The 21,902-nt window shown below is 34.4% G+C and carries 17 protein-coding genes; 12 read left to right on the forward strand and 5 right to left on the reverse strand.

Going from position 1 to position 21,902, the window contains the following annotated elements; translation table 11 throughout:
• The 3 genes from FHP04_RS08585 to FHP04_RS14640 are packed head-to-tail and all read left to right on the forward strand — an operon-like array spanning window position 1 to window position 4,422.
• Entirely contained in the window at window positions 1-447 is a 447-nt protein-coding gene (locus tag FHP04_RS08585) for a hypothetical protein (protein WP_139855687.1), read from the forward strand.
• Window positions 448-3,528 (forward strand): ATP-binding protein, encoded by a 3,081-nt coding sequence (locus tag FHP04_RS08590; protein WP_139855688.1) that lies wholly within the window; start codon window positions 448-450, stop codon window positions 3,526-3,528.
• A gap of 3 nt (window positions 3,529-3,531) precedes the next feature.
• Window positions 3,532-4,422: a hypothetical protein gene (locus FHP04_RS14640; RefSeq protein WP_218937256.1), complete on the forward strand. Its 891-nt coding sequence runs from the start codon at window positions 3,532-3,534 to the stop codon at window positions 4,420-4,422.
• A gap of 87 nt (window positions 4,423-4,509) precedes the next feature.
• Here the strand turns inward: FHP04_RS14640 and FHP04_RS14510 are convergent, their stop codons facing one another.
• On the reverse strand, window positions 4,510-4,680 hold the full coding sequence (locus FHP04_RS14510; RefSeq protein ID WP_158319129.1) for a hypothetical protein: 171 nt from the start codon (window positions 4,678-4,680) through the stop codon (window positions 4,510-4,512).
• 318 nt (window positions 4,681-4,998) lie between these two features.
• Here FHP04_RS14510 and FHP04_RS08600 point away from each other — a divergent pair, with 318 nt between their 5' ends.
• From FHP04_RS08600 to acs, 5 genes are all read left to right on the forward strand, one after another.
• Window positions 4,999-5,895: a helix-turn-helix transcriptional regulator gene (locus FHP04_RS08600; RefSeq protein ID WP_139855689.1), complete on the forward strand. Its 897-nt coding sequence runs from the start codon at window positions 4,999-5,001 to the stop codon at window positions 5,893-5,895.
• 91 nt (window positions 5,896-5,986) lie between these two features.
• The gene (locus FHP04_RS08605) at window positions 5,987-6,574 is read left to right on the forward strand and encodes a hypothetical protein (RefSeq protein ID WP_139855690.1); all 588 of its coding nucleotides are present in this window, start codon (window positions 5,987-5,989) and stop codon (window positions 6,572-6,574) included.
• A 299-nt stretch (window positions 6,575-6,873) separates the two neighbouring features.
• Window positions 6,874-7,431: a YeeE/YedE family protein gene (locus FHP04_RS08610; protein ID WP_139855691.1), complete on the forward strand. Its 558-nt coding sequence runs from the start codon at window positions 6,874-6,876 to the stop codon at window positions 7,429-7,431.
• Window positions 7,432-7,434: 3 nt separating this feature from the next.
• Window positions 7,435-7,848, forward strand: coding sequence for a DUF6691 family protein (locus tag FHP04_RS08615; RefSeq protein ID WP_139855692.1), 414 nt, complete (start codon window positions 7,435-7,437; stop codon window positions 7,846-7,848).
• Between the two features lie 209 nt (window positions 7,849-8,057).
• The gene (gene acs / locus FHP04_RS08620; RefSeq protein ID WP_139855693.1) at window positions 8,058-9,965 is read left to right on the forward strand and encodes an acetate--CoA ligase; all 1,908 of its coding nucleotides are present in this window, start codon (window positions 8,058-8,060) and stop codon (window positions 9,963-9,965) included.
• Between the two features lie 235 nt (window positions 9,966-10,200).
• On the opposite strand, the gene FHP04_RS08625 is transcribed toward acs, so the two are convergent.
• Complete coding sequence (locus tag FHP04_RS08625; protein WP_139855694.1) at window positions 10,201-11,349, reverse strand: cysteine desulfurase family protein; 1,149 nt, start codon at window positions 11,347-11,349, stop codon at window positions 10,201-10,203.
• 206 nt (window positions 11,350-11,555) lie between these two features.
• On the opposite strand from FHP04_RS08625, the gene FHP04_RS08630 reads away from it, so the two are divergent.
• The 3 genes from FHP04_RS08630 (at window position 11,556) to FHP04_RS08640 (ending at window position 17,641) form a co-directional block, all read left to right on the forward strand.
• On the forward strand, window positions 11,556-12,422 hold the full coding sequence (locus FHP04_RS08630) for a TolB family protein (RefSeq protein WP_139855695.1): 867 nt from the start codon (window positions 11,556-11,558) through the stop codon (window positions 12,420-12,422).
• A gap of 261 nt (window positions 12,423-12,683) precedes the next feature.
• Window positions 12,684-14,306 carry a M1 family metallopeptidase gene (locus FHP04_RS08635; protein ID WP_139855696.1) on the forward strand — a complete coding sequence of 541 codons (1,623 nt, stop codon included), beginning with the start codon at window positions 12,684-12,686 and terminating at the stop codon, window positions 14,304-14,306.
• A 44-nt stretch (window positions 14,307-14,350) separates the two neighbouring features.
• The gene (locus tag FHP04_RS08640; protein ID WP_139855697.1) at window positions 14,351-17,641 is read left to right on the forward strand and encodes an amidohydrolase family protein; all 3,291 of its coding nucleotides are present in this window, start codon (window positions 14,351-14,353) and stop codon (window positions 17,639-17,641) included.
• A 213-nt stretch (window positions 17,642-17,854) separates the two neighbouring features.
• Here FHP04_RS08640 and FHP04_RS08645 read toward each other — a convergent pair whose 3' ends face one another.
• Window positions 17,855-18,487 carry a fasciclin domain-containing protein gene (locus FHP04_RS08645; protein WP_139855698.1) on the reverse strand — a complete coding sequence of 211 codons (633 nt, stop codon included), beginning with the start codon at window positions 18,485-18,487 and terminating at the stop codon, window positions 17,855-17,857.
• 191 nt (window positions 18,488-18,678) lie between these two features.
• On the opposite strand from FHP04_RS08645, the gene FHP04_RS08650 reads away from it, so the two are divergent.
• Complete coding sequence (locus FHP04_RS08650; RefSeq protein WP_139855699.1) at window positions 18,679-19,056, forward strand: LysM peptidoglycan-binding domain-containing protein; 378 nt, start codon at window positions 18,679-18,681, stop codon at window positions 19,054-19,056.
• A gap of 62 nt (window positions 19,057-19,118) precedes the next feature.
• On the opposite strand, the gene FHP04_RS08655 is transcribed toward FHP04_RS08650, so the two are convergent.
• Window positions 19,119-20,582, reverse strand: a complete 1,464-nt coding sequence (locus FHP04_RS08655) for a magnesium chelatase (RefSeq protein ID WP_139855743.1) — start codon at window positions 20,580-20,582, stop codon at window positions 19,119-19,121.
• 74 nt (window positions 20,583-20,656) lie between these two features.
• Window positions 20,657-21,778, reverse strand: coding sequence for a vWA domain-containing protein (locus FHP04_RS08660; RefSeq protein WP_139855700.1), 1,122 nt, complete (start codon window positions 21,776-21,778; stop codon window positions 20,657-20,659).
• Window positions 21,779-21,902 lie beyond the last annotated feature (124 nt).

Raw genomic sequence — 21,902 nt, forward strand, 5'->3', positions numbered from 1 at the left:
ATGGAATTTAAGAATTACACGTCCTTCGTAAATGGAGTAAGAGAAAATGACTTACAAATGGTAAAGTCGCAGTTAGCAGAAATGATTATGTTATTTCAAGGTGAAAAAGCTAAAATAATGGAAGCTGTTGAATATGCTAAAAACAACTCTTCCTTTAAATTTGAAAACCATTTAGAAACAACAACAGCAATGGATAAAACGTCCAATAGCGATATGTTTTATACTGAGATTTCAGAATTACAAACTAACTTTTCTAAAGAACGTTTTTTAGAAGTTATTAGACTGTATCCTTTAATGGTTGAGCAAGATAATTTTTTCAATAAGGGAAATGATAAAAATGAAATAGATAGTGAAGTCGAGAAAAGTTCTAAAATAACAAAGACCCAATTGCTTATTGGAGCAGGTGTTATAATAGGAGGAATAATATTATATAAATTTTTAAAATAAATGAGTTATACTAAAGATTTGAACAAGAATAATGGAACACAGGTTATTAGTCAAGTTAGTGATTTTGATGCCTCTTTAATTCTTCTTACACGAGAATACCTTCTGGATAAAAATTTTGATATTATTAACTCCGATAACGAGAAGGTTGTCTTAAATTCAAGTATTCGGTTTCTTCTTTTGGATAAATTTGTCTACGAAAAAGATATTAAAATAACCGATAAATTGTTGTCTGTCTATAGTGCACTTTATTCTACAAATACATCATTTATTTTAAAATTAGTTTCTAATGGTGAAAAATGTGATTTTTATATTGGTATAAAAAAAGAAAATGATGCAGCTAAAGGTTTAAAAATACTAAAAGGAGCTATGGAAGGGAATTTTCCTGGGACCACTTTCACAAAAAAATCTTTGTCAAATTCAGAAATTGAAAAATTACAGGAAACTATGTTTAATTTTGCCGATGAGGTTTCTTGTGCATTAGGAGTAGCTACTTTAAAGAATAAAGAAGAGGAAGATTTCTTTCAAGGTATTGAAAATCTAATTATTGCTATGCAGGGTAAAGAGTTTTCAGCGTTGTTTTTAGCAGAACCCATAGCCTCTAAACATATTGAAGATGCTAAGAGTTTATATGAAGACATATACACTCGATTACACCCTCTAAAGGAACAAACAATTAATTTAAGTTCTAATGAATCGATTGCTGTTACAGAAGGAATTACAAAAACAGTAGGATCTTCTTTTTCGACAACAGAGTCAACTTCTGAAACGAATTCAATATCTAAAGGTGTTAGTAAATCAGAATCAGAAAACAGAAACCCATGGTTTGGACGTAAAATGATAAGTTCTTTTGTTGGTACGGCAGCAGTTAAATCTAAAACTGGTTCGAGTACTAACGGAACTTCTGAAAATAAAACGGCATCAAAAGCCCAGACGCTTGGTAAAACTTTTGGTCTGACAGAGAATATCGCTATTTCAGATTCTGAGTCAAAAACAGAAGGATCTAGTGAAAGTTGTCAATTTATTATTCAGGATAAGAAAATTGTTAATATTTTAGAGAAATTAGACCTACAGTTTGATCGTTTTAAAAAGGGAGAAAGCTTAGGGTTATGGAATGTAGGAACATTTTTCTTTTCTAAAGAGCAACAAAATAGTATTGTTGCTGCAAATATATATAGTGGACTAATTAAAGGGAATGATACTGGGGTAGAAAAATCTGTTGTTCATACGTTTACATTACAACAAGATAGGATGAGTCATACTAATATAATAAATGCATTAAAAAACTATAACCTACCTTCAATTAAAGCAAAAATTTCTAATTCAGAAAACACAATAAAATTAGCAACAATAATAAATACAAATGAACTATGCATTCAGGCTTCATTGCCACATAAAGCATTTGTTGGTTTAGACGTGGTTGAGACTGCTCCTTTTGGGAATAATATTAAGCATACGGGAGCCAATACAATTTCTGTTGGACATTTATACAATTACGAAAAAGAGTTTCCTTTGGAGTTTTCTTTAGATTTAGAAAAATTTACAGGACATATTTTTATAACAGGAAGTACTGGTTCTGGAAAGTCTAATATAACCTATAATTTAATTGAAAATTTAATTAAGAAGCAAATTAAATTTATGGTTATTGAACCAGCTAAAGGAGAATATAAAAATGTATTTGGAAATAGAAGCGAAGTAACAGTTTATGGCACTAACCCGAACTATTCGCAAGTGTTAAAAATTAATCCTTTTACATTTCCTGAAGAAATTCATATATACGAACATATAGATCGACTTATAGAAATTTTGAATGCATCCTGGCCTATGTATGCTGCAATGCCTGCAATATTAAAAGAGGCTGTAGAAAAAGTTTATGAAAGTAAAGGTTGGGATCTGAAAACTTCTGAAAATTTAGCAGGAAAAGAAATTTACCCTACATTTAAAGACTTGGCGGCATTATTGCCAAAATTAATTGCAAATAGTGGTTATTCTCAAGAAATGATTTCTAATTACTCTGGTGCTTTGGTAACCAGAGTAAAGAGCATGACAAATGGTATTTTTCAATTAATCTTTACTGAAGAAGAAATCGCTTCCGAGGAGCTATTTAATAGAAATACAGTTATTGATTTGTCTAGAGTAGCTTCATCTGAAACAAAATCTCTAATTATGGGAATTATGTTTATGAAGCTTCAAGAATATAGGATGTCCACAGCTACAGAAGCGAATACAAAATTAAAGCATGTTACCATAATTGAAGAAGCACATAATTTATTGAAGAATACAAGTACGGAACAAGGTCAAGAAAGTGCAAATTTACAAGGCAAATCAGTCGAAATGATATCAAATGCAATTGCCGAGATGAGAACTTATGGTCAAGGATTTATTTTAGCAGATCAAGCACCGGGATTATTAGATCCTTCTGTAATAAGAAATACGAATACGAAGATATGTTTACGATTACCATCACAAGAAGATAGAGAATTAGTGGGAAAATCCATGAATTTAAATGATGACCAAATTAATGAGTTAGCAAAGTTAAAAACTGGAGTTGCTGCCATTTATCAAAATGATTGGCAAGAAGCTGTGCTGTGTAAGTTTAATTTTCACGAAAACACTAATCAAGAATACGATTATATATACCATTATCATGAGAAAAGAGAAATGGTCAATTTTCTAGCTAATCAATTAATAGAAAGCTTTGAAGAGAATTCTTTAAATAAAGTGAGACTACAAGAGGCTATAAAACTTAAAAAATATTATTCAGTATCAAATAGACTTCTCTATAGTAAACTAGATAAAGATTTTATAGAAAGCCAGTTATGTGAACTTTTAGATATTGATTCGATTTTGACAATGACGATAATTATGAATGAAGCCAATGAACCCTCTTCTTATAGAGATCTTATTACCTACAAACAACTATTGTCTAACAAATGGGGATTAGATATTAAAAGCCAAAACTTCATGAGGATTGTAGAGTTAACCTTAGCGCATACAGCAAAAAAACATGATTGTTGTTTACCTATTTTACAAGCTCATTTTTCAGACGTTAAGAATAGAAAATTAATAAATAAAGCAAATTAGACTATGGCTTTACCAGCAGGAGTAGTAGCAGCGAAACAATTTATCCAAGGGGTTCAAGAGGTTGCAAAAGAAGGAGCCAAAAACTTGAGCTCCTTAAAAGAGGGTGTCGATAAGTTCAAAAATCTAAAAGAACAATCTTCTACTAAAGAAGGTTTGAATTCATTATCTAAGTTGCCTGAAAATGTAGAAAATTTTGATCAATTAAAAGAATCTTCCACGCAAATCAATGATCTTGAAAACAAATTTGAAAATGATAAATTAAGCAAAGTAGAGTTATCAAAAATGTCGGAGTCATTGGCTAATAAGGTTGAAGAGTTGACAAATCAAATGAATAAATTAGAATCAACCTTTTCGCCTGAAGCTGAAGAAGTGGGACTGATGAAAAATTCATTGGAAAGAGCTAAAGATCTAAAATCAAAGGTAGATTATTCCTTTGATTCCGACAATCTTAATATTGATCCAAATCGACCTTATAACCGATATGAAATTAATAAGAAATTTAACCAAGTAAAATCTCAAATGCATCAAGAAGCTATAGAGAGAGGTGGAGATGGTAGAGCTCTACATAAGGATTGTTATACCGATGAAACTTTACGTGGAGGCGATAGATATGATTATGAACATGAACGTTCCTCCGAAGAAGTATTTATGAAATATCGTGATATATTAACAAATGATGAGATAGCAGAAGTGGTTAATTGCCCAGAAAACGTAGGCGTGACTTTACGTAGTATTAATCAATCCAAGGGGAAAATGAAAATGGAGGATTGGATGGGAAAATCTGATAATATTTCTAAGTATAATATTAATAAAACTTTAACGGAAAAATCCCTGTCAATTGCAGACACAGGAATTCAAAATAAGGTAAATGAAATATTGTCAACTAGGGAATAGACAATGATCGAGATAGATTTTAGGGTTGCTTAAATCAATGGTAAAATTAAACCCCAAAGCCTCCAACTTCAGGGTTTAAAATCAAACTTAAGCTTTTGCTTTGGCAACAGCATAACCAAGGCAAGCCACTCCAGCTCCAATAGCTATTGGGATGGCAAAAGCAATTCCTGCAGAAGCAGCAATTAGGGCGCCAACGCCGGCACCAGCAGCACCAATGGCTGCTACTATTCCGGTTTCAGTTGTTTTTTCGTCTTTCATAATATTGTAGTTTTATAATTTGCTTACTCGATTTTTTGAATTGGTCTTTCAGCTAATACCAATTGTTAATCAATCATTCACAGAACGCAGAAACCCAGCCACCGCCATAGTTAAGCCTACAGTTACAAGCGTTACGGTAACTTTGTCTTGGCCAGAAATCTCAGCGATTTCTTTTGAGGTGTTCATGCTACTTTGTACTAAGCGGCTTAGTTGATCTAATTGTGTTTTTTCTAAATCCATAATGCACTGTTTTAATTGTTTAATACAAAGTTAACACGTAGCTTTCCCGGATAGTGGGAAGTTTAAAAATGTAGCGGTATGAGTAAAGATATTAGGAGGTATTTAGTTTTTTTAGAACTTTTAGAAGAGGCGGATGGCTTGGTGACTTCAGATGAAATTGAGGCTGGATTAAAACGGGAAGGTTTAAATTTTTCGACATCATCTTTAAATAGAGATTATCAGTTTTTAGTGAGTATTGGTTTTAAAATTCACAATGTAAAAACCAAAGGCTATCAATTGGACATAGAGAACACCGAGAAATTTTCATTCTTAACCAACCTCTTTAAACGCATTGCTTTTTCCAATCTGCTAAACAAAAGCATCACTTTAGAAAATGACAATCATAAGTATCTGTCCTTAGACGAAACCAGTCTGGTAAAAAACTTTCAATATTTCGATGTCATCCTAGAGGCTATTAAGAGCAGAAAGGAAATAAGTTTTCAGCATACCAGTTTTTATCACATCGAAAGGAAAACTCCAAAGTCCCATAGCGTAAAACCACATTTACTAAAAGAATATCAAAACAGATGGTATGTAGTAGGAGAAACCGATGCAGGATTTCGTGTATTCGGTCTGGACAGAATAGAAGGTTTACAAGTATTAGACAACAAACCTTTTAAAAATAAAACCGAAGAAGCCAATGAGAAGCTAATTCATACCGTTGGTTTAAATTTCACCGATCACGAACCCGTGCGTATCGTTTTGCGTTTTCAAGCAAGACAAAAACCGTATCTGGAATCTCTGAAACTGCACAGATCACAGGAAGAGTTGGCCGATGGATTGGAAGGATATTATACAATTAAACTCTTTGTAAGTTATAATTTCGAACTCAAGCAGCAAATCCTAAAATACGGAAGTTTAGTTGAAGTTTTGGAACCTGAATTTGTTAGAGCAGACCTTAAAAAGGAATTAGAGAACGCTTTAAAACCTTACTAAAAAAATCAGTATTTGGGTTTCGTTGTTCTACCCCTCCCTTCTCATTCCCATATTTTTCGTATCTTAAACTTTAATTTTAAAAAGCTTGATTATGAAAAAATTACTCGTTGTTATTGCATTTACTTTTGCTTTTTCAGCATTTTCCCAATCTAAAATTCTGCCAGCCGACATTCAGATAAAGACTGCTGTTCTAGCGGCACCTGAAATGTATCGCGATGCTGCTACAGTACTTGGTTATAACGCCGAAGGAAAACTAGTGACACTTCGTGAAGGCACAAATACATTAATTTGTTTAGCAGACGATCCAAACAAAGAAGGAATAAGTGTAGCCTGCTATGGCGCCGAATTAGAACCATTTATGGCAAGAGGAAGAGAATTAGAGGCTGAAGGAAAATCTAATCCTGAAAAGCAAGAAGTTCGAAAAAAAGAAATTGAAGCTGGAAGGCTAAAAATGCCCGAAGAACCTTCAATGGTTTATGTTTTGGCTGCTGAAGAAAAAGACCTTAATATTGAAACTGGTGAAATTGAAAATAGCAGAATTCGATATGTACTTTACAAACCTTATATGACGGGTGAAAGCACTGGCTTACCAACTAAACCACAAGCTCCAGGAATGCCCTGGTTAATGGATGCTGGCACTCATCGTTCCCATATTATGATTTCTCCTGCTAGAAAATAATAAGGATAGTTATATTTAGATCTATTAAAAAAGGTGGTGTTCTGTTTTAATACACAACACCACCTTTTGCTATTTATACCTTCCAATTTACTCTCAAACACTCCAATAACTCTAAATTATTAATTTTTTATTTCATATTATTCAATTTTTAAAAAGGCTATACACTACTCTTCTTTAGCTAGTTAACCTCAAATAAAAATTAATTTTTTCTCTTTTCTTTTTAATTACCCGTTGGAATGTAATCTAGGTTACAGTCTGTTTGGTTAATCATACTTAAATTTGCACAAAAATAATTAACTATGAATTTGTTTTATGATCCTTGGCCTTGGTATATAGGCGGACCTTTAATTGCGCTTGTAATGTTTGTGCTTTTGTACTTAGGAAAGCAATTTGGAATGTCATCAAACCTACGTACAGCCTGCTCAGCCTTAGGAGCTGGCAAAGCAGCAGACTTTTTTAAATTCGATTGGAGGACGCAACGTTGGAATTTAATGGTTGTATTAGGCGCCATAATTGGGGGTTTTATAGCTTCTAATTTTATGAGCGATAATATTGTTACTATAAATCCTGAAGTCGCACAACAGTTAGCTGATGACTACAACATCACTTCCGCAAACGAAGCGTATTTACCAACTGAAATTTTCAGTATGGAGAATATATCTCAGCCAAAAAACATTTTGATTTTACTAATAGGTGGTTTACTAGTAGGCTTTGGTGCTAGATATGCAGGCGGCTGTACTTCTGGTCATGCAATTTCGGGACTGAGTAATTTACAACTTCCTTCATTGATTGCAGTAATTGGTTTTTTTATTGGTGGCCTAGTTATGATTCACCTTATTTACCCTTTAATATTTTAGAAAATGAGATACATCACATATTTAATAGTAGGTATATTCTTCGGAATTATAATGTTTAAATCTGAAGCTGCATCTTGGTTTCGAATCTATGAAATGTTCCAGTTTGGTAGTTTTCATATGTATGGAATTATGGGTTCTGCTTTAGCCATTGGAATAATAGGTGTTCAGCTAATTAAAAGAAAGAACATAAAGCCCATAGATGGAGGTGAAATGAGATTACAGCCAAAAGATAAAGGTTTTAGCCGTTATATGATTGGTGGTATAATTTTCGGTTTAGGATGGGCACTGTCTGGCGCTTGTCCAGGACCAATGTACGTTCTAGCAGGAGCAGGATATTTTCCTATTTTAATTGTTATCCTCGGAGCACTATTAGGAACCTTTCTTTATGGATTAGTAAAAAACAAACTTCCTCATTAATTTCGATTTTATTCATAATTTGAAAATCCCGCTACAAAAATTTGCTTGCGGGATTTTTAGTTTTTGTAAATAGTGATTTCCATATTTTTTTGATTTCTAATTTATATATTCTGAAAATGTAAATATATTTGAAAGGCGTTATTCTATTAAGGCTTATTAAAATCTGTCTTAATTTTAGAAAATTCACTACCCATAAAAACCGTTTTGCAATGAGTAATTACCACATAAAGAATTTAGAAGAATATTTTCAAGTTTACAGAAAATCTGTTCGTGACCCAGAAAGCTTTTGGGAGGAAATAGCCGAAGAAAACTTTTTGTGGCGTAAGCGATGGGATAAAGTACTAGAGTACGACCTTTCAAAATCGGAATTCTCTTGGTATAAAGGGGCAAAACTAAATATTACTGAAAACTGTATTGACAGGCATTTATATACACACGCCAATAAAACAGCTATCATTTTTGAACCCAACAATCCCGATGAGATGGCAGAGCACATAAGCTATCGCCAGCTTCACGATAGGGTTTGTAGGTTTGCCAATGTTTTACAAAATCACGGAATTCAAAAAGGAGATCGAGTTTGTATATACCTACCAATGATACCTGATTTGGCAATTTCCTTATTGGCATGCGCGCGAATTGGAGCGATACACTCTGTGGTTTTTGCAGGGTTTTCTGCCTCTGCTTTATCTAGCAGAATTAACGATTCCGATTGTAAGATGGTTATAACCAGTGATGGCTCTTTCCGTGGAAATAAAACAATAGATTTAAAAGGAATTGTTGATGATGCTTTAGAAAGTTGTCCAGGTGTAAAAACTGTTTTAGTAGCAAAACGAACAAATTCTGATATCCCGATGAAGGAAAATCGCGATAAGTGGTTACAACCTTTATTAGACGCTGCAATGAATGAATGCGTACCTGTAATTATGGATGCGGAAGATCCATTATTTATTTTGTACACATCTGGAAGTACAGGAAAACCAAAAGGAATGGTTCACACTATTGCTGGATATATGGTTTATACCGCCCATAGTTTTAAAAACGTGTTCCAATACCGAGAGAACGATGTTTTTTGGTGTACTGCAGATATTGGATGGATAACCGGCCATAGTTATATAGTTTATGGCCCCTTAGCAAACGGAGCCACAACCTTAATGTTTGAAGGTGTACCCTCCTATCCAGATTTTGGACGTTTTTGGAATGTTGTAGAAAAACACAAAGTGACTCAGTTTTACACCGCACCAACGGCAATTCGTGCCTTAGCAAAAGAAAAAACAGATTTTTCAGAAAAATACGATCTTTCATCACTTAAGATTTTAGGTAGTGTTGGTGAACCAATTAATGAAGAAGCTTGGCATTGGTACAACGATAATATTGGGAAGAAAAACTGCCCAATAGTAGACACATGGTGGCAAACCGAAACTGGTGGAATTATGATTTCTCCAATTCCCTACTCCACTCCTACCATTCCTACGTATGCAACCTTGCCGCTACCGGGAATTCAACCTGCATTAATGGGTGAAAATGGAGAAGAGCTTAAAGGAAATTCTGTTAGTGGAAAGTTATGTATAAAGTTCCCTTGGCCTGCCATGGCAAGAACGATATGGAATAATCACGAGCGATATCGCGACACCTACTTTTCGGCTTATAAAGACATGTACTTCTCTGGAGATGGTGCACTTCGTGATAGTACAGGTTATTACAGAATAACAGGCCGTGTTGACGATGTAATAATTGTATCTGGTCATAATCTAGGAACTGCTCCTATTGAAGATTCGATAAACGAGCACCCAGCAGTATCTGAGAGTGCAATTGTAGGCTTTCCTCATAGCATCAAAGGAAATGCACTATACGGTTATGTGATACTGAAGGAAACTGGAGAGAGCCGTATGCACGACAATTTGCGCAAAGAGATAAATCAGATTATCACAGAACACATTGGACCCATTGCAAAATTGGATAAAATTCAATTTGTTTCCGGCTTACCTAAAACTAGAAGCGGGAAAATCATGCGTCGTATATTGAGAAAGATAGCTGAAAAAGACACTTCAAACCTTGGAGATATTTCTACCCTACTAAATCCTGAAATAGTTGAAGAGATTATGAAGGAGGCGCTATAGATGGACGATATTGGAAGTTGGAAGTTAGAAATTGGATGTTGGAAGTGAAATTTAAAAAACATTATTTCCCTTCGGCTCCGCTCGGGATCCGGGATTTGGAATTTGGATTTTGGAATTTCCAACCATTGTCTTCGACAGGCTTAGACTGACAAATGGAAAGAGATTTTGTGTTTTGAAAACATAGCTATCCTTCGACTCCGCTCGTGGGTCGGGATTTTTGATTTGAAATCTGAATTTATTCTTCAATAAATTCTTTTAAAACTTCAACTACATAATCCACTTCTTCTTTTTTATTGAAAGAAGAAAATGAAAAACGAATTGATGGTTTTGCAAGGTCGTCGTCGGAAAGAATGGCGCTTAGCACGTGTGATCCGCCCTCGCTACCACTTTGGCAAGCGCTTCCTTTAGAGCAAGCAATTCCTTTTAAATCTAATTGAAACAAAAGCAACATCGCTTTTTCAGAGGTAATAGGAAGACATACATTTAACAAGGTATATGTACTGCGCTCGTCATTATCGCAATCTCCGTTAAACTTTACTCCCTGAATATTTTCTGAAAGTTGTGTTTTAAAGTATTGCTTTAGTTCGCTAATATATTTGCGTTCCTTTTCTAATTTGTGATAAGATAATTTTAAGGCTTCAGCCATTCCTGCAATTGCATAAACAGCTTCCGTACCAGCTCTGAGACCTCTTTCCTGAGAACCACCGTGAATTAATGGTTTTAACCCTGAGTTTTTTCTTACATAAGCAAAACCAGCTCCTTTGGGTCCGTGAAATTTATGGGCAGCAGCGGCAGCAAAATCAATTGGAATTTCTTTAAAATCAAGTTCAAAATGCCCTACAGATTGTACTGTATCACTGTGGAAAAGTGTATCGTATTTTTTACAAAGCTCAGCCGTCTTTTTTAAATCAAGAAGATTACCAACCTCATTATTAACGTGCATTAAGCTCACTAAGGTTTTTTCGGATGTATCTGATAATAATTTTTCTAAATGCTCGTAATCTACATGTCCGCAATGATCCAAGTTCACGAATTCTAATTTAATCTCGTACTTTTCTTGAAGCCACTCTAAAGTGTGTAAAACAGCGTGATGTTCAATTCTACTAGAAATTACACGCTTAACGCCAAGATCACGAACAGCACCGTTTAATATTAAATTATCAGCTTCAGTACCACCAGAAGTAAAAATAATTTCGCTTGCTGAAACATTCAACAGCTTAGCAATTTCTTTTCTAGCATTTTCTAACAACGACTTTGAAGATCTACCGTATGAATGAGTTGATGAGGGATTTCCGTATTCAGTTCTTAAAACTTCACTAATACAGTCAATCACTTCATCTCTAAGCTGAGTAGTTGCGGCGCTATCGAAATATACTTTTTTCATTTAGAAATTATTTAAAATAATGGCATTTAAACAAGTGAGAATTATCTAAAATCCTATTTATTATTTTCAGATTGCAAAAGTACATATTTAAACAGTTTTCAAGCTTATTATGTCGAAAAGAAAAAACGAGTTATAAATTTTGTAAAATATTACTTCTTCTAGAATATGGCGTAGAGTTTGCTATTTTTGAAGAAAAATGACTTACTATGAAAAAGATTCTTTTCCTCCTCACTTTATTTATCCTTCAATTAAGTTTCGCTCAACAAAACACTGAAGTATATATATTCGATATTTCACCTTCTTATTCGGGTATGGAACTGCTAAACGCTCGTAATGTTTCAAATAATGAAGGGTACGACAATCAGCCTTCTTTTATTTCAAATGAAACCTTAGTCTTTGCTGGAAATAACAATGGACAAACAGATATTTCAGAATACAATTTAAATTCAAAAATTAAAACTTGGGTTAATCAAGAAACCGAGGGCGGCGAATATTCACCACAAAAATTTCCTTCTAGCAATGATATTGCAGCTGTAAGATTGGATAAAAACGGAAAACAACGACTTTATAGATATGATTCAGAAACGGGAAAATCTTCAGAAATTATAGAAGATTTAGAAGTAGCTTATTTCGCGTTTTACAATGACGAATTAATTCTTGCCACTGTTTTGGCGGATGACAAATTGGATTTAGTGATGATTAACTTAACCACTAAAGCTGTTGATACTTTATTTCGAAACGCAGGAAGAACGCTTCAAAGAATTCCGAAATCGGACTATATGAGCTATTCATTGATAAACGATGAAGGTAACCTTGATATTTATATGTTAGAAATGAATATTTTAGGAAGTTATTTTGTTAGTGAACTGCCTATTGGCATTCAAGATTACGTATGGATCAACGATACCCAAATACTTGTTGGTAGCGGTAATAAACTATATATGTACGACACTCTGGGTGAACCCGAATGGAATCGTGTAGCATCACTTGAAGACTACGGAATAGAAAATATAACTAGAATGGCAATTAGTCCGAATGGTAAAAAAATAGCCCTAGTTGTTGAAGAAAATTAAATTAGGAAATCAATTTTTAATTGAAAGTTTAATTGCCTTATTTCGGAGGCTAAATAAAAAGAAGATTCTTCAGTATTACAGTCTTGAAATGAATCCTTTTGCTTTAAAGTTTCAGACAGCTTGAGTTTTTTTTATAGCAAAACCGAATGTTTCAATTGAACTAACTGAATAATTTCTCTTTTATAAAACTCAGCTACTTTTCAGTATTTCTAATAGCTTCAAGTCTTTTTTTTGGTATTTTTAGACAAAAATTTCTCCTCAATGAAAAATCTTTTCTTTCTACTATTCCTAAGCATTAATTTTGTTTCCATTGCACAAGAATTTTCACGTGCAGATACGCTTCGAGGTAGCATTACTCCTGAAAGAGCTTGGTGGAATGTTACACATTACGATTTAAAAGTTTCCGTAAATCCTTCAGAAAAATTTATTGAAGGTAGTAACACCATAACTTATGAGGTTTTAGAGCGCAACAACATTATGCAAATCGACTTGCAGGCTCCGATGAAAATTGACAAAATTCTTCAAAACAATGAAGAGATTTCATTCACTTCAGAAGGAAATGCGCATTTTTTAAAACTTAAAAAGAAACAGAAAAAAGGTAAGCAGAATAAAATCACTATTTACTTTTCTGGAAAACCAACTGTAGCGCGACGTGCGCCTTGGGATGGTGGATTTACATGGACAAAGGATAGCAATGGCAACGACTTTATCGCCACTGCTAACCAAGGAATTGGGGCAAGTGTTTGGTGGCCGTTAAAAGATCACCCTTCCGAAGAGCCTGATAATGGCATGAAAATTTCAGTTACGGCACCAAAACATTTAATGGATGTAAGCAACGGACGACTTATTAAAGTAATTGAAAACTACACCACAAAAACTTGGGTGTGGGAAGTTGTAAATCCTATCAATGCTTACGGAGTAAATATTAATATTGGTGATTATGTACATTGGAGTGAAAAGTATCAAGGTTTAAATGGAACTTTAGACATGGATTACTACGTGCTTAGAGAAAATGAAGAAAAAGCCAAAGAACAATTCAAACAAGCCCCAATGATGATGGAAGCGTTTGAACACTGGTTTGGCCCCTACCCTTTTTACGAAGATGGATACAAGCTTGTGGAAGCACCATATTTAGGAATGGAACATCAAAGTAGTGTTACCTACGGCAATCAGTTTGAAAACGGATATTTAGGCCGCGACTTATCTAGATCGGGTTGGGGAATGAAATTCGATTTTATAATAATTCACGAAAGTGGTCACGAATGGTTTGCAAATAATATTACTAATAATGATGTGGCAGATATGTGGGTTCACGAAGGATTTACCTGCTATTCTGAAAATATCTATCTCGATTATCACTTTGGAAAAAAAGCTTCTTCAGAATATGTTGTTGGACTTCGCCGTAGTATTTTAAATGATATTCCAATAATTGGAAATTATAATGTTAGTCATTCAGGTAGCAGCGATAAGTATTACAAAGGTGCAAATATGCTCCACACCATTAGACAACTAATTGATAATGATGAAAAGTGGCGACAAATTTTAATCGGTTTGAATAAAGATTTTTATCACCAAACTGTAAGCAGCAAACAGGTTGAAGATTATATAATGCAGAAAAGTGGCTTAGATCTCAATGTGTTTTTTAACCAATACCTAAGAACAACTATGATTCCTAAGGTGGAATATAAAGTTGAAGACAACAAGTTAAAATTTCGCTATACCGACATCCTTAAAAACTTTAAGATGCCTGTAATTGCAATAATTAATGGAAAAGAAGAATGGGTAGAACCTACTTCGGAATGGAAAACAAAAGAATTTTCATCATCCATTGAAACTGCTGAAATTAAAAAAGATTTTTATGTTATTACTGAAGAAATAGAATAACGTACACCCAATTATAATTACACCGAAATTTATAAACATTGAATATGAAACTACTTTCAACACTCCTCATTTTTACAATTTCACTAACGCTAACAGCACAGAAGAAAAAGAAAAAAGACAGTGAAAAATCCGAAGCAAAATGGGAAGTTGCAAATCCTGGTAAAGATTTTAACTACAAAACACATTCCTTTACTACCGATGAAGGAACTTGGATGAACCTTGATGTTAGCCCCGACGGGCAAACCATAGTTTTTGATATGGTGGGCGATATTTATACGTTACCAATTACCGGAGGTACAGCCAAAGCTATTAGAACTGGAATTCCTTTTGAAATTCAACCGAGATTTAGTCCAGATGGGACAAAAATTTCATTTACCAGCGATGCAGGTGGTGGTGATAATATTTGGGTAATGAATGTTGATGGCAGCGATGCTAAACAAGTTACCAAAGAAGATTTAAGACTACTTAACAATGCCGTTTGGAGTGCAGATGGCGATTATTTAATTGCTAGAAAACACTTTACATCAGGTAGAAGTTTAGGAGCTGGAGAGATGTGGCAATACCACAAAACAGGAGGCTCCGGCATTCAGCTTACCAAAAGAAAAAATGACCAACAAGACGTAAACGAACCCTTCGTTTCTTCAGATGGAAAGTATTTGTACTACAGTGAAGATGTGTACCCTGGCGGATATTTTCAATATAATAAAGATCCAAACAGTCAGATTTATGTTATAAAACGCTACGAGTTTGAAACCGGAGAAACCGAAACTATTACAGGTGGACCTGGTGGAGCAGCAAGACCAACAGTTTCTCCTGATGGTAAAAAATTAGCTTTTGTGAAAAGAGTGCGCACCAAAAGTGTTTTATTTATCCACAACCTAGAAACAGGAGAAGAGTTTCCTATCTACGACAAGTTGAATAAAGATCAGCAAGAAGCTTGGGCGATTTTTGGAGTCTATCCAAATTTTAATTGGATGCCAAATAACAACGAAATCATCTTTTGGAGTGGTGGAAAAATTAATAAGATTGATGTTAACTCATTGGAAGTTACAAACATCCCTTTTACAGCTAATGTAAATATAGATTTAGCCGAAACTGTTCATTTTGACAATAGAATTGAAACTGAAAAGTTCACCCCAAAAATGATCCGTCATACGGTTACTTCACCTGATGGAAAACATATTGTTTTTAGTGCTTTAGGGCATTTATACAAAAAAGAATTACCTAACGGAAAACCTCAACGTTTAACAAACAGTACCAATTTTGAATTCGAACCTACATTCTCTCCTAATGGTACTGAAATAATTTACGTTACTTGGAACGACGTTGATAAAGGAGCTATTTACAAGATTTCAGTAAACGGCGGAAATCCTGTAAAACTTACTTCAAATAAAGGAATTTACCGAATGCCTTCTTTCTCTTCTAACGGAACACAAATTATCTTTAAAAAAGAAAGTGGAAATACCGATCAAGGTTTTACTTATACAAAGAAAGAAGGGATTTATATAATGGATGCTAATGGAGGTAATGAAACTTTTGTAACCGACAAAGGTGATTACCCAATGTTTAGCGCAGATGGAAAACGTATTTTCTTACAAACGGGCGGCACATATTTTGGGAGCATTGAGAAGAAATTAATTAGCGTAAACCTTAAAGGAAACGAAGAAAAAACACACATTACCTCAAAATATGCAAATAGATTAGTTCCAAGTCCGGACAATAAATGGGTTGCTTTTACAAATCTTCATAAGTTATATGTTGCGCCTTTATTGCTTAACGGACAAACAATTGACTTAGACGATAAAACAAAAGCATTACCTGTTTCTCAACTTGCAAAAGATGCTGGCATCAACATACATTGGTCAGCAAACAGTAAGAATGTAATGTGGACACTTGGAGATGAATACTTTAGTAATGAATTAAAAAACAGATTTACCTTTTTACCTGGTTCACCAGATGAATTACCAGAGGTAACATTAACCGGAACCAAAATTAACTTAGAAGCTCCAGTAGATATTCCTAACGGTAGAATTGCATTCACAAATGCAAGAATCATCACAATGGAGGGCGATAAGGTAATTGAAAACGGAACTATATTAATTAATGGTAATAAAATTGAAGCTGTAGGAGCTGCAGATAAAGTTTCTATTCCATCAGGTACAAAGATTTATGCTGCTGAAGGAAAAACTATTATGCCAGGAATGGTAGATGCACACGCTCACGTTGGTGCTTTCCGATATGGATTGCCTACGCAACAAAAATGGTCGTTTATGGCCAATTTAGCCTTTGGTGTAACTACAGCACATGACCCTTCGGCGAATACAGAAACGGTATTTACACTATCTGAACTTCAAAAGAGTGGCCAATTGGTAGGGCCGAGATTATATTCTACTGGATTTATTTTATACGGTGGTGATGGCGATTTTAAAGCTGTGATAAACAATTTAGAAGATGCTAGAAGCAGTATTCGCCGTACAAAAGCCTTTGGCGCTAAAAGTGTAAAGAGTTACAACCAACCGCGTCGCGATCAACGTCAGCAAGTTTTACAAGCAGCGCGTGAAATGGGAATTAACGTGGTGCCTGAAGGAGGTTCAACTTTTTATCACAACATAACGCAAGTTATTGACGGACACACCGGAATAGAACACAACATTCCTATAGCACCTATTTATAAGGATATTAGAGAAGTTTGGAGCAGAAGCAATACTGGCTACACTCCTACTCTTATTGTAAATTATGGTGGGATGAATGGAGAAATGTATTTTTATGAAAGAGACAATGTTTGGGAAAACGAAAAACTACTCAACTTTACTCCGCGTGGCGTTATAGACAGTCGTTCTCGTCATAGAATTAAAGTTCCACAGGAAGAGTACCAAAACGGGCATATTTTAGTTTCTGAAACGGTAAAAGATTTAAGTGAAGCAGGCGTAAAAGTAAATATGGGGGCTCACGGTCAATTACAAGGTCTTGGGGCACATTGGGAAACCTGGATGATTAATCAAGGTGGACTTAGCAATCTTGAAACCTTAAAAGCCGCTACTATTAACTCTGCTGAATATATTGGTGCAGGTGAAGATATAGGCTCATTAAAAGTTGGTAAACTAGCAGATTTAATCGTGATGGATAAAAACCCATTAGAAGATATCGAAAACACCTTATCTATAAATATGGTTATGGTAAATGGTAGATTGTACGATACTGAAACTATGAATGAAATAGGTAACAATCCTAAAGAGCGCCTACCTTTTTTCTGGGAGTTAGATGGTTATAACCAGGCATTCCCTTGGCATCAAGAAACCCAAGGATTTATGGATGGCGGTTGTACTTGTCATTAAGAATCGAAAAGGTCAGTAAACTAATTTTACTGACCTTTTTTAATTAATATATTCCAATCCTATTTTATTATTCCTAAAAATAACCTAATAAAACATAGTGTTTCACACTCCATAAATTCTAAGGAGGACTTATATGCTTGGGCTTATTTAGGAAAAGAATAGACATAAAAAAACCTCTTTTCAGAGGTTTTTAATAATAGAAAATAAGATGATTTACATTTTTGGCATCAATACTTTATCTAAAGTATGAATTACTCCATTGGAGGCATCGATATCTACATTTGTAACAGTAGCAACATTTCCTTTAGCATCTTTAATCATTACTTTACCATTCTTTTCCGATAAAGTAAGAATCTCTCCATTTAAGGTAGTAACATCCAATTTGTTATTAGCATTATTAATTTTCGCTAAGACATCCACTGAAGGCAATTTTCCTTGAAGCACGTGATACTTAAGCAAACTTTGTAGTTTTTCTTTGTTTTCCGGTTTCATCAAATTATCTAAAGTTGCTTTAGAAACTTTTTCAAATGCATCATTTGTCGGTGCAAAAACTGTGTATTCGCCTTCACTTTTAAAGGTATCGGCTAAATCTGCAGTTTGAAGCGCACTAACTAAAGTAGATAAGTTGTCGTTACCCATTGCTTTAGCCGAAATAGAATTAGCTTCCATATCTTCCATTCTAGCCATTTTCTCTTCTTCTAACTTCAATATAGAGTCGGCTTCACGTTCCATTCTCAATTCTTCCGCCTGAGCTTGAGCTTCGGCTTCTTTCTTTTTCGAATCATTACAACCAACCAATAGAATTCCAACGGCTGCAATTGATAGTACAATTTGTTTAAACTTCATAATAGTGTGTTTTTTAGTTTGTATCAAAGGTATCGTTCAAACTGTGAAGTTTTTACCAATTATCATTAACATTTAGTTAAATTTAGCTGATAATGAAATAGTTACACTTTTGTCTTAAATTTTTCTAAATGTTAAATTTAATTTTGGGTAAAATTGTATCTTTATAGAAATTAACACTAAAACTATAAAAAATGATTAAGTCAAAATACCAGAGTGTTCTGGATTTAGGAGAAAAACTTAACATCCAAGAGGGTGATGTAAAAGAAGAAAATGGTCAACTTAAAGTTTGGGGTACTGCAAAGACTCAATACGACAAAAATTTAATTTGGGATGAAATTAAGCGAGTTGGTGGTGAAAACCCTACAGACATTATGGCTGACATTAAAGTTGCCGATAGTTCTGTTTTTGCACATCACACTGTACAAAGCGGCGAATCTTTAAGTAAGATAGCTAAGAAATACTATGGTGATGCAAACAAATACAATGCTATCTTTGAAGCTAATAAAGGTAAATTAAAGTCTGCAGATCTTATTCATCCTGGTGATGAGTTGGTGATCCCGAACATTTAATATTCTGTAAGAATTTATAATAAAAGGCTGTCAAAATTTTGACAGCCTTTTTTATTTATAAGCTATAGTCCACTTATATAACCACCATAAACATCTTTAAAATGAAGTCCGTTACCAATGCTAAATTTACTTAGCTTATTATTGGCTGCCAGTCCCCATAGTATTACTTCTTTTAAAAAGTAAATATCCTCTTTTAAAGTATCAGGTTGATATGTTTCTATTAATTCCTGTAAAGGAGTTATCCTATCAAGTTCCATTCTGTATTCTTCATCGGAGTAAGAATCCAACAATTCAAAATCACTTTCTTCAAAAAACCAAGAAACAATTTCAGAATACGGATCGTCATCTCCTTCTTTGGTAAGTTTCTCAATTTTTGGAAAACGCTCTTTAAAAGTTGTGTCAACTGCATCAACTATTAACTGCTGTGCAACTTGATTTACTCCTTCCTGTTCTCCTTCGTACACCAATTCAATCTTACCTGTAATTGCAGGTATAATTCCTACAAAGTCACCTAACCTAACAGAAGTTTTCTGCACTCCGTTATGCAATGCTCTTCTCTCCGCGGTGCTCAATAAGTTTTCAAACGCTGTAATACTTAATCTAGCGCTTACACCACTTTTAACGTCTATATAATCATTTTCTCGTGCTTCAAAACTAATTTGTTCTAAAACATCTTTTGCCAAATCAGGAACATAAACATCAGATTTTTCTTTTGTAGCTTGGTCGGTCTCTTGCTCAGTAATAGCACGAGCTGTTTTTATACTTTCTGGGTAATGGGTGAGGATTTGCGACCCAATTCTATCTTTTAATGGTGTAACAATACTACCACGGTTGGTATAATCTTCTGGATTTGCAGTAAATACAAATTGTATATCTAATGGTAATCGCAAAGCAAAACCTCTAATTTGAACATCTCCTTCTTGAAGAATATTAAATAATGCCACTTGAATTCGCGGTTGCAAATCTGGCAATTCATTAATTACAAATATGCATCGATTACTTCGCGGTATCATCCCAAAATGAATTACACGATCATCTGCATAGTTTAGTTTTAAATTGGCCGCTTTAATTGGATCCACATCACCAATAATATCAGCAACAGTAACATCAGGTGTGGCAAGTTTTTCAAAAAAACGATTATCTCGATGCAACCAACTTATAGGAGTATTATCCCCTTCTTCTTTAATCAAATTTTTAGCATAACGAGATATGGGGCTATAAGGATCGTCATTTACTTCGCTACCTTCTACAATAGGTATATACTCGTCTAATAGCCCAACCATCTGTCGTGCTAACCGCGTTTTTGCTTGTCCGCGTAATCCGAGTAGGTTGATATTATGCTTAGACAATATGGCTCTTTCCAACGCTGGAATTACTGTTAATTCATATCCGTGAATTCCCACAAACGGACTTTCTTTCTTCATAATTTTTTGAAGAAGGTTCCTGCGTAGTTCCTCCTTTACAGGTTTTGATTCGTAACCTGACTTTTGAAGGTCGCCTAATGTCTTTATTTTAGTAATATCTATATTCATATCTTTTTCTTTCTTAAATTTTTAAACCACCTAGGTAATTTCATTTCTACCTCTTTGAAAAGGACTTTTTATCTTATTCTCTTTCTTCTATTAGATTCATAATCACTAAAAATCATTTCTCCTAATCCTTTCAACCCTGTATAAAATGCCTTCCCTTGGTTTGCTGCTGTAAAATGTTCGATAAACTGCATTAAATAGGGATCCTCAGCAATCATAAAGGTTGTTATTGGAATGTGAAGTTTCCTAGCTTGGGATGCCATTGCGTAACATTTATTAACGATATACCTATCTAAACCATTGCTATTTTTATAATAACGCCCATCGGGAAGTCGTACACAGCTTGGTTTTCCGTCGGTTATCATAAATATCTGTTTATTAGTATTTCTTTTTCTTCGCAACAAATCCATTGCCAATTGCAATCCAGCAACTGTATTTGTATGGTAAGGGCCTACATTTAAATAAGGCAAATCTTTAATTTGAATTGGCCAAGCATCATTTCCGAATACTAAAATATCTAAAGTATCTTTTGGGTAACGCGTTGTTATAAATTCGGATAAAGCCATTGCCACTTTTTTAGCGGGGGTGATTCTATCTTCACCATAAAGAATCATACTATGGCTAATGTCTATCATTAACACGGTACTCATCTGGGTTTTGTACATCGTTTCTTCAACAATCAAATCGTTTTCAGACAGTGTAAACTCACCCAAACCGTGATTAATCTGAGCATTTTTAAAACTCTCGGTCATTGAAATCTGTTCTAATGAGTCCCCAAATCGATAGGAGCGAAATTCTCCTGCTTGCTCGTCTCCTCTCCCTGTTTGTTTGGTGCGGTGGTTTCCAGCGCCACTTTTTCGCAGTTTTCCAAAGATTTGCTCTAAAGCTCTCTTTCGAAGTGCTCTTTCAGTTTTATCGGTAATTGCTAAACCTCCTTTCCCATTCACTTTAATTTCTTCACGCAGATAACCTTTCTTTTTAAGGTCTTCTACAAAATCATCTAAGGTGTAGTCATCGGTAGTAAGTTTATATTCGTCATCCAATTGCTTTAACCACTCTAAAGCTTCATCAACATCCCCAGAAGTATGCGTTATTAATTCTTGGAAAACATCTAAGAGTTTTTCGAAAGGAGACAGTTCTTTGGGAGTGTGCTTGGTGAAGACAAATCCGCTTTTAAGTCCTTTTTTGTTCATCTTATAAATGTAACGGATTTGTTGTTTAAATAAAACAAGTAAACGTTAAACTAGCATTAAAACTACTAATGAAAGCTGTTGAATTAATTCATGGAAACTTCTGTTTATCCTCTATAAAATACTT

The organism is Aequorivita sinensis (assembly GCF_006346335.1).
Classification (GTDB): Bacteria; Bacteroidota; Bacteroidia; order Flavobacteriales; family Flavobacteriaceae; genus Aequorivita; species Aequorivita sinensis.

Coding starts and splice junctions, on each gene's coding strand:
- FHP04_RS08585 (WP_139855687.1), top strand. CDS start 1: ATGGAATTTAAGAATTACACGTCCTTCGTAAATGGAGTAAGAGAAAAT.
- FHP04_RS08590 (WP_139855688.1), top strand. CDS start 448: ATGAGTTATACTAAAGATTTGAACAAGAATAATGGAACACAGGTTATT.
- FHP04_RS14640 (WP_218937256.1), top strand. CDS start 3,532: ATGGCTTTACCAGCAGGAGTAGTAGCAGCGAAACAATTTATCCAAGGG.
- FHP04_RS14510 (WP_158319129.1), bottom strand. CDS start 4,680: ATGAAAGACGAAAAAACAACTGAAACCGGAATAGTAGCAGCCATTGGT.
- FHP04_RS08600 (WP_139855689.1), top strand. CDS start 4,999: ATGAGTAAAGATATTAGGAGGTATTTAGTTTTTTTAGAACTTTTAGAA.
- FHP04_RS08605 (WP_139855690.1), top strand. CDS start 5,987: ATGAAAAAATTACTCGTTGTTATTGCATTTACTTTTGCTTTTTCAGCA.
- FHP04_RS08610 (WP_139855691.1), top strand. CDS start 6,874: ATGAATTTGTTTTATGATCCTTGGCCTTGGTATATAGGCGGACCTTTA.
- FHP04_RS08615 (WP_139855692.1), top strand. CDS start 7,435: ATGAGATACATCACATATTTAATAGTAGGTATATTCTTCGGAATTATA.
- acs (WP_139855693.1), top strand. CDS start 8,058: ATGAGTAATTACCACATAAAGAATTTAGAAGAATATTTTCAAGTTTAC.
- FHP04_RS08625 (WP_139855694.1), bottom strand. CDS start 11,349: ATGAAAAAAGTATATTTCGATAGCGCCGCAACTACTCAGCTTAGAGAT.
- FHP04_RS08630 (WP_139855695.1), top strand. CDS start 11,556: ATGAAAAAGATTCTTTTCCTCCTCACTTTATTTATCCTTCAATTAAGT.
- FHP04_RS08635 (WP_139855696.1), top strand. CDS start 12,684: ATGAAAAATCTTTTCTTTCTACTATTCCTAAGCATTAATTTTGTTTCC.
- FHP04_RS08640 (WP_139855697.1), top strand. CDS start 14,351: ATGAAACTACTTTCAACACTCCTCATTTTTACAATTTCACTAACGCTA.
- FHP04_RS08645 (WP_139855698.1), bottom strand. CDS start 18,487: ATGAAGTTTAAACAAATTGTACTATCAATTGCAGCCGTTGGAATTCTA.
- FHP04_RS08650 (WP_139855699.1), top strand. CDS start 18,679: ATGATTAAGTCAAAATACCAGAGTGTTCTGGATTTAGGAGAAAAACTT.
- FHP04_RS08660 (WP_139855700.1), bottom strand. CDS start 21,778: ATGAACAAAAAAGGACTTAAAAGCGGATTTGTCTTCACCAAGCACACT.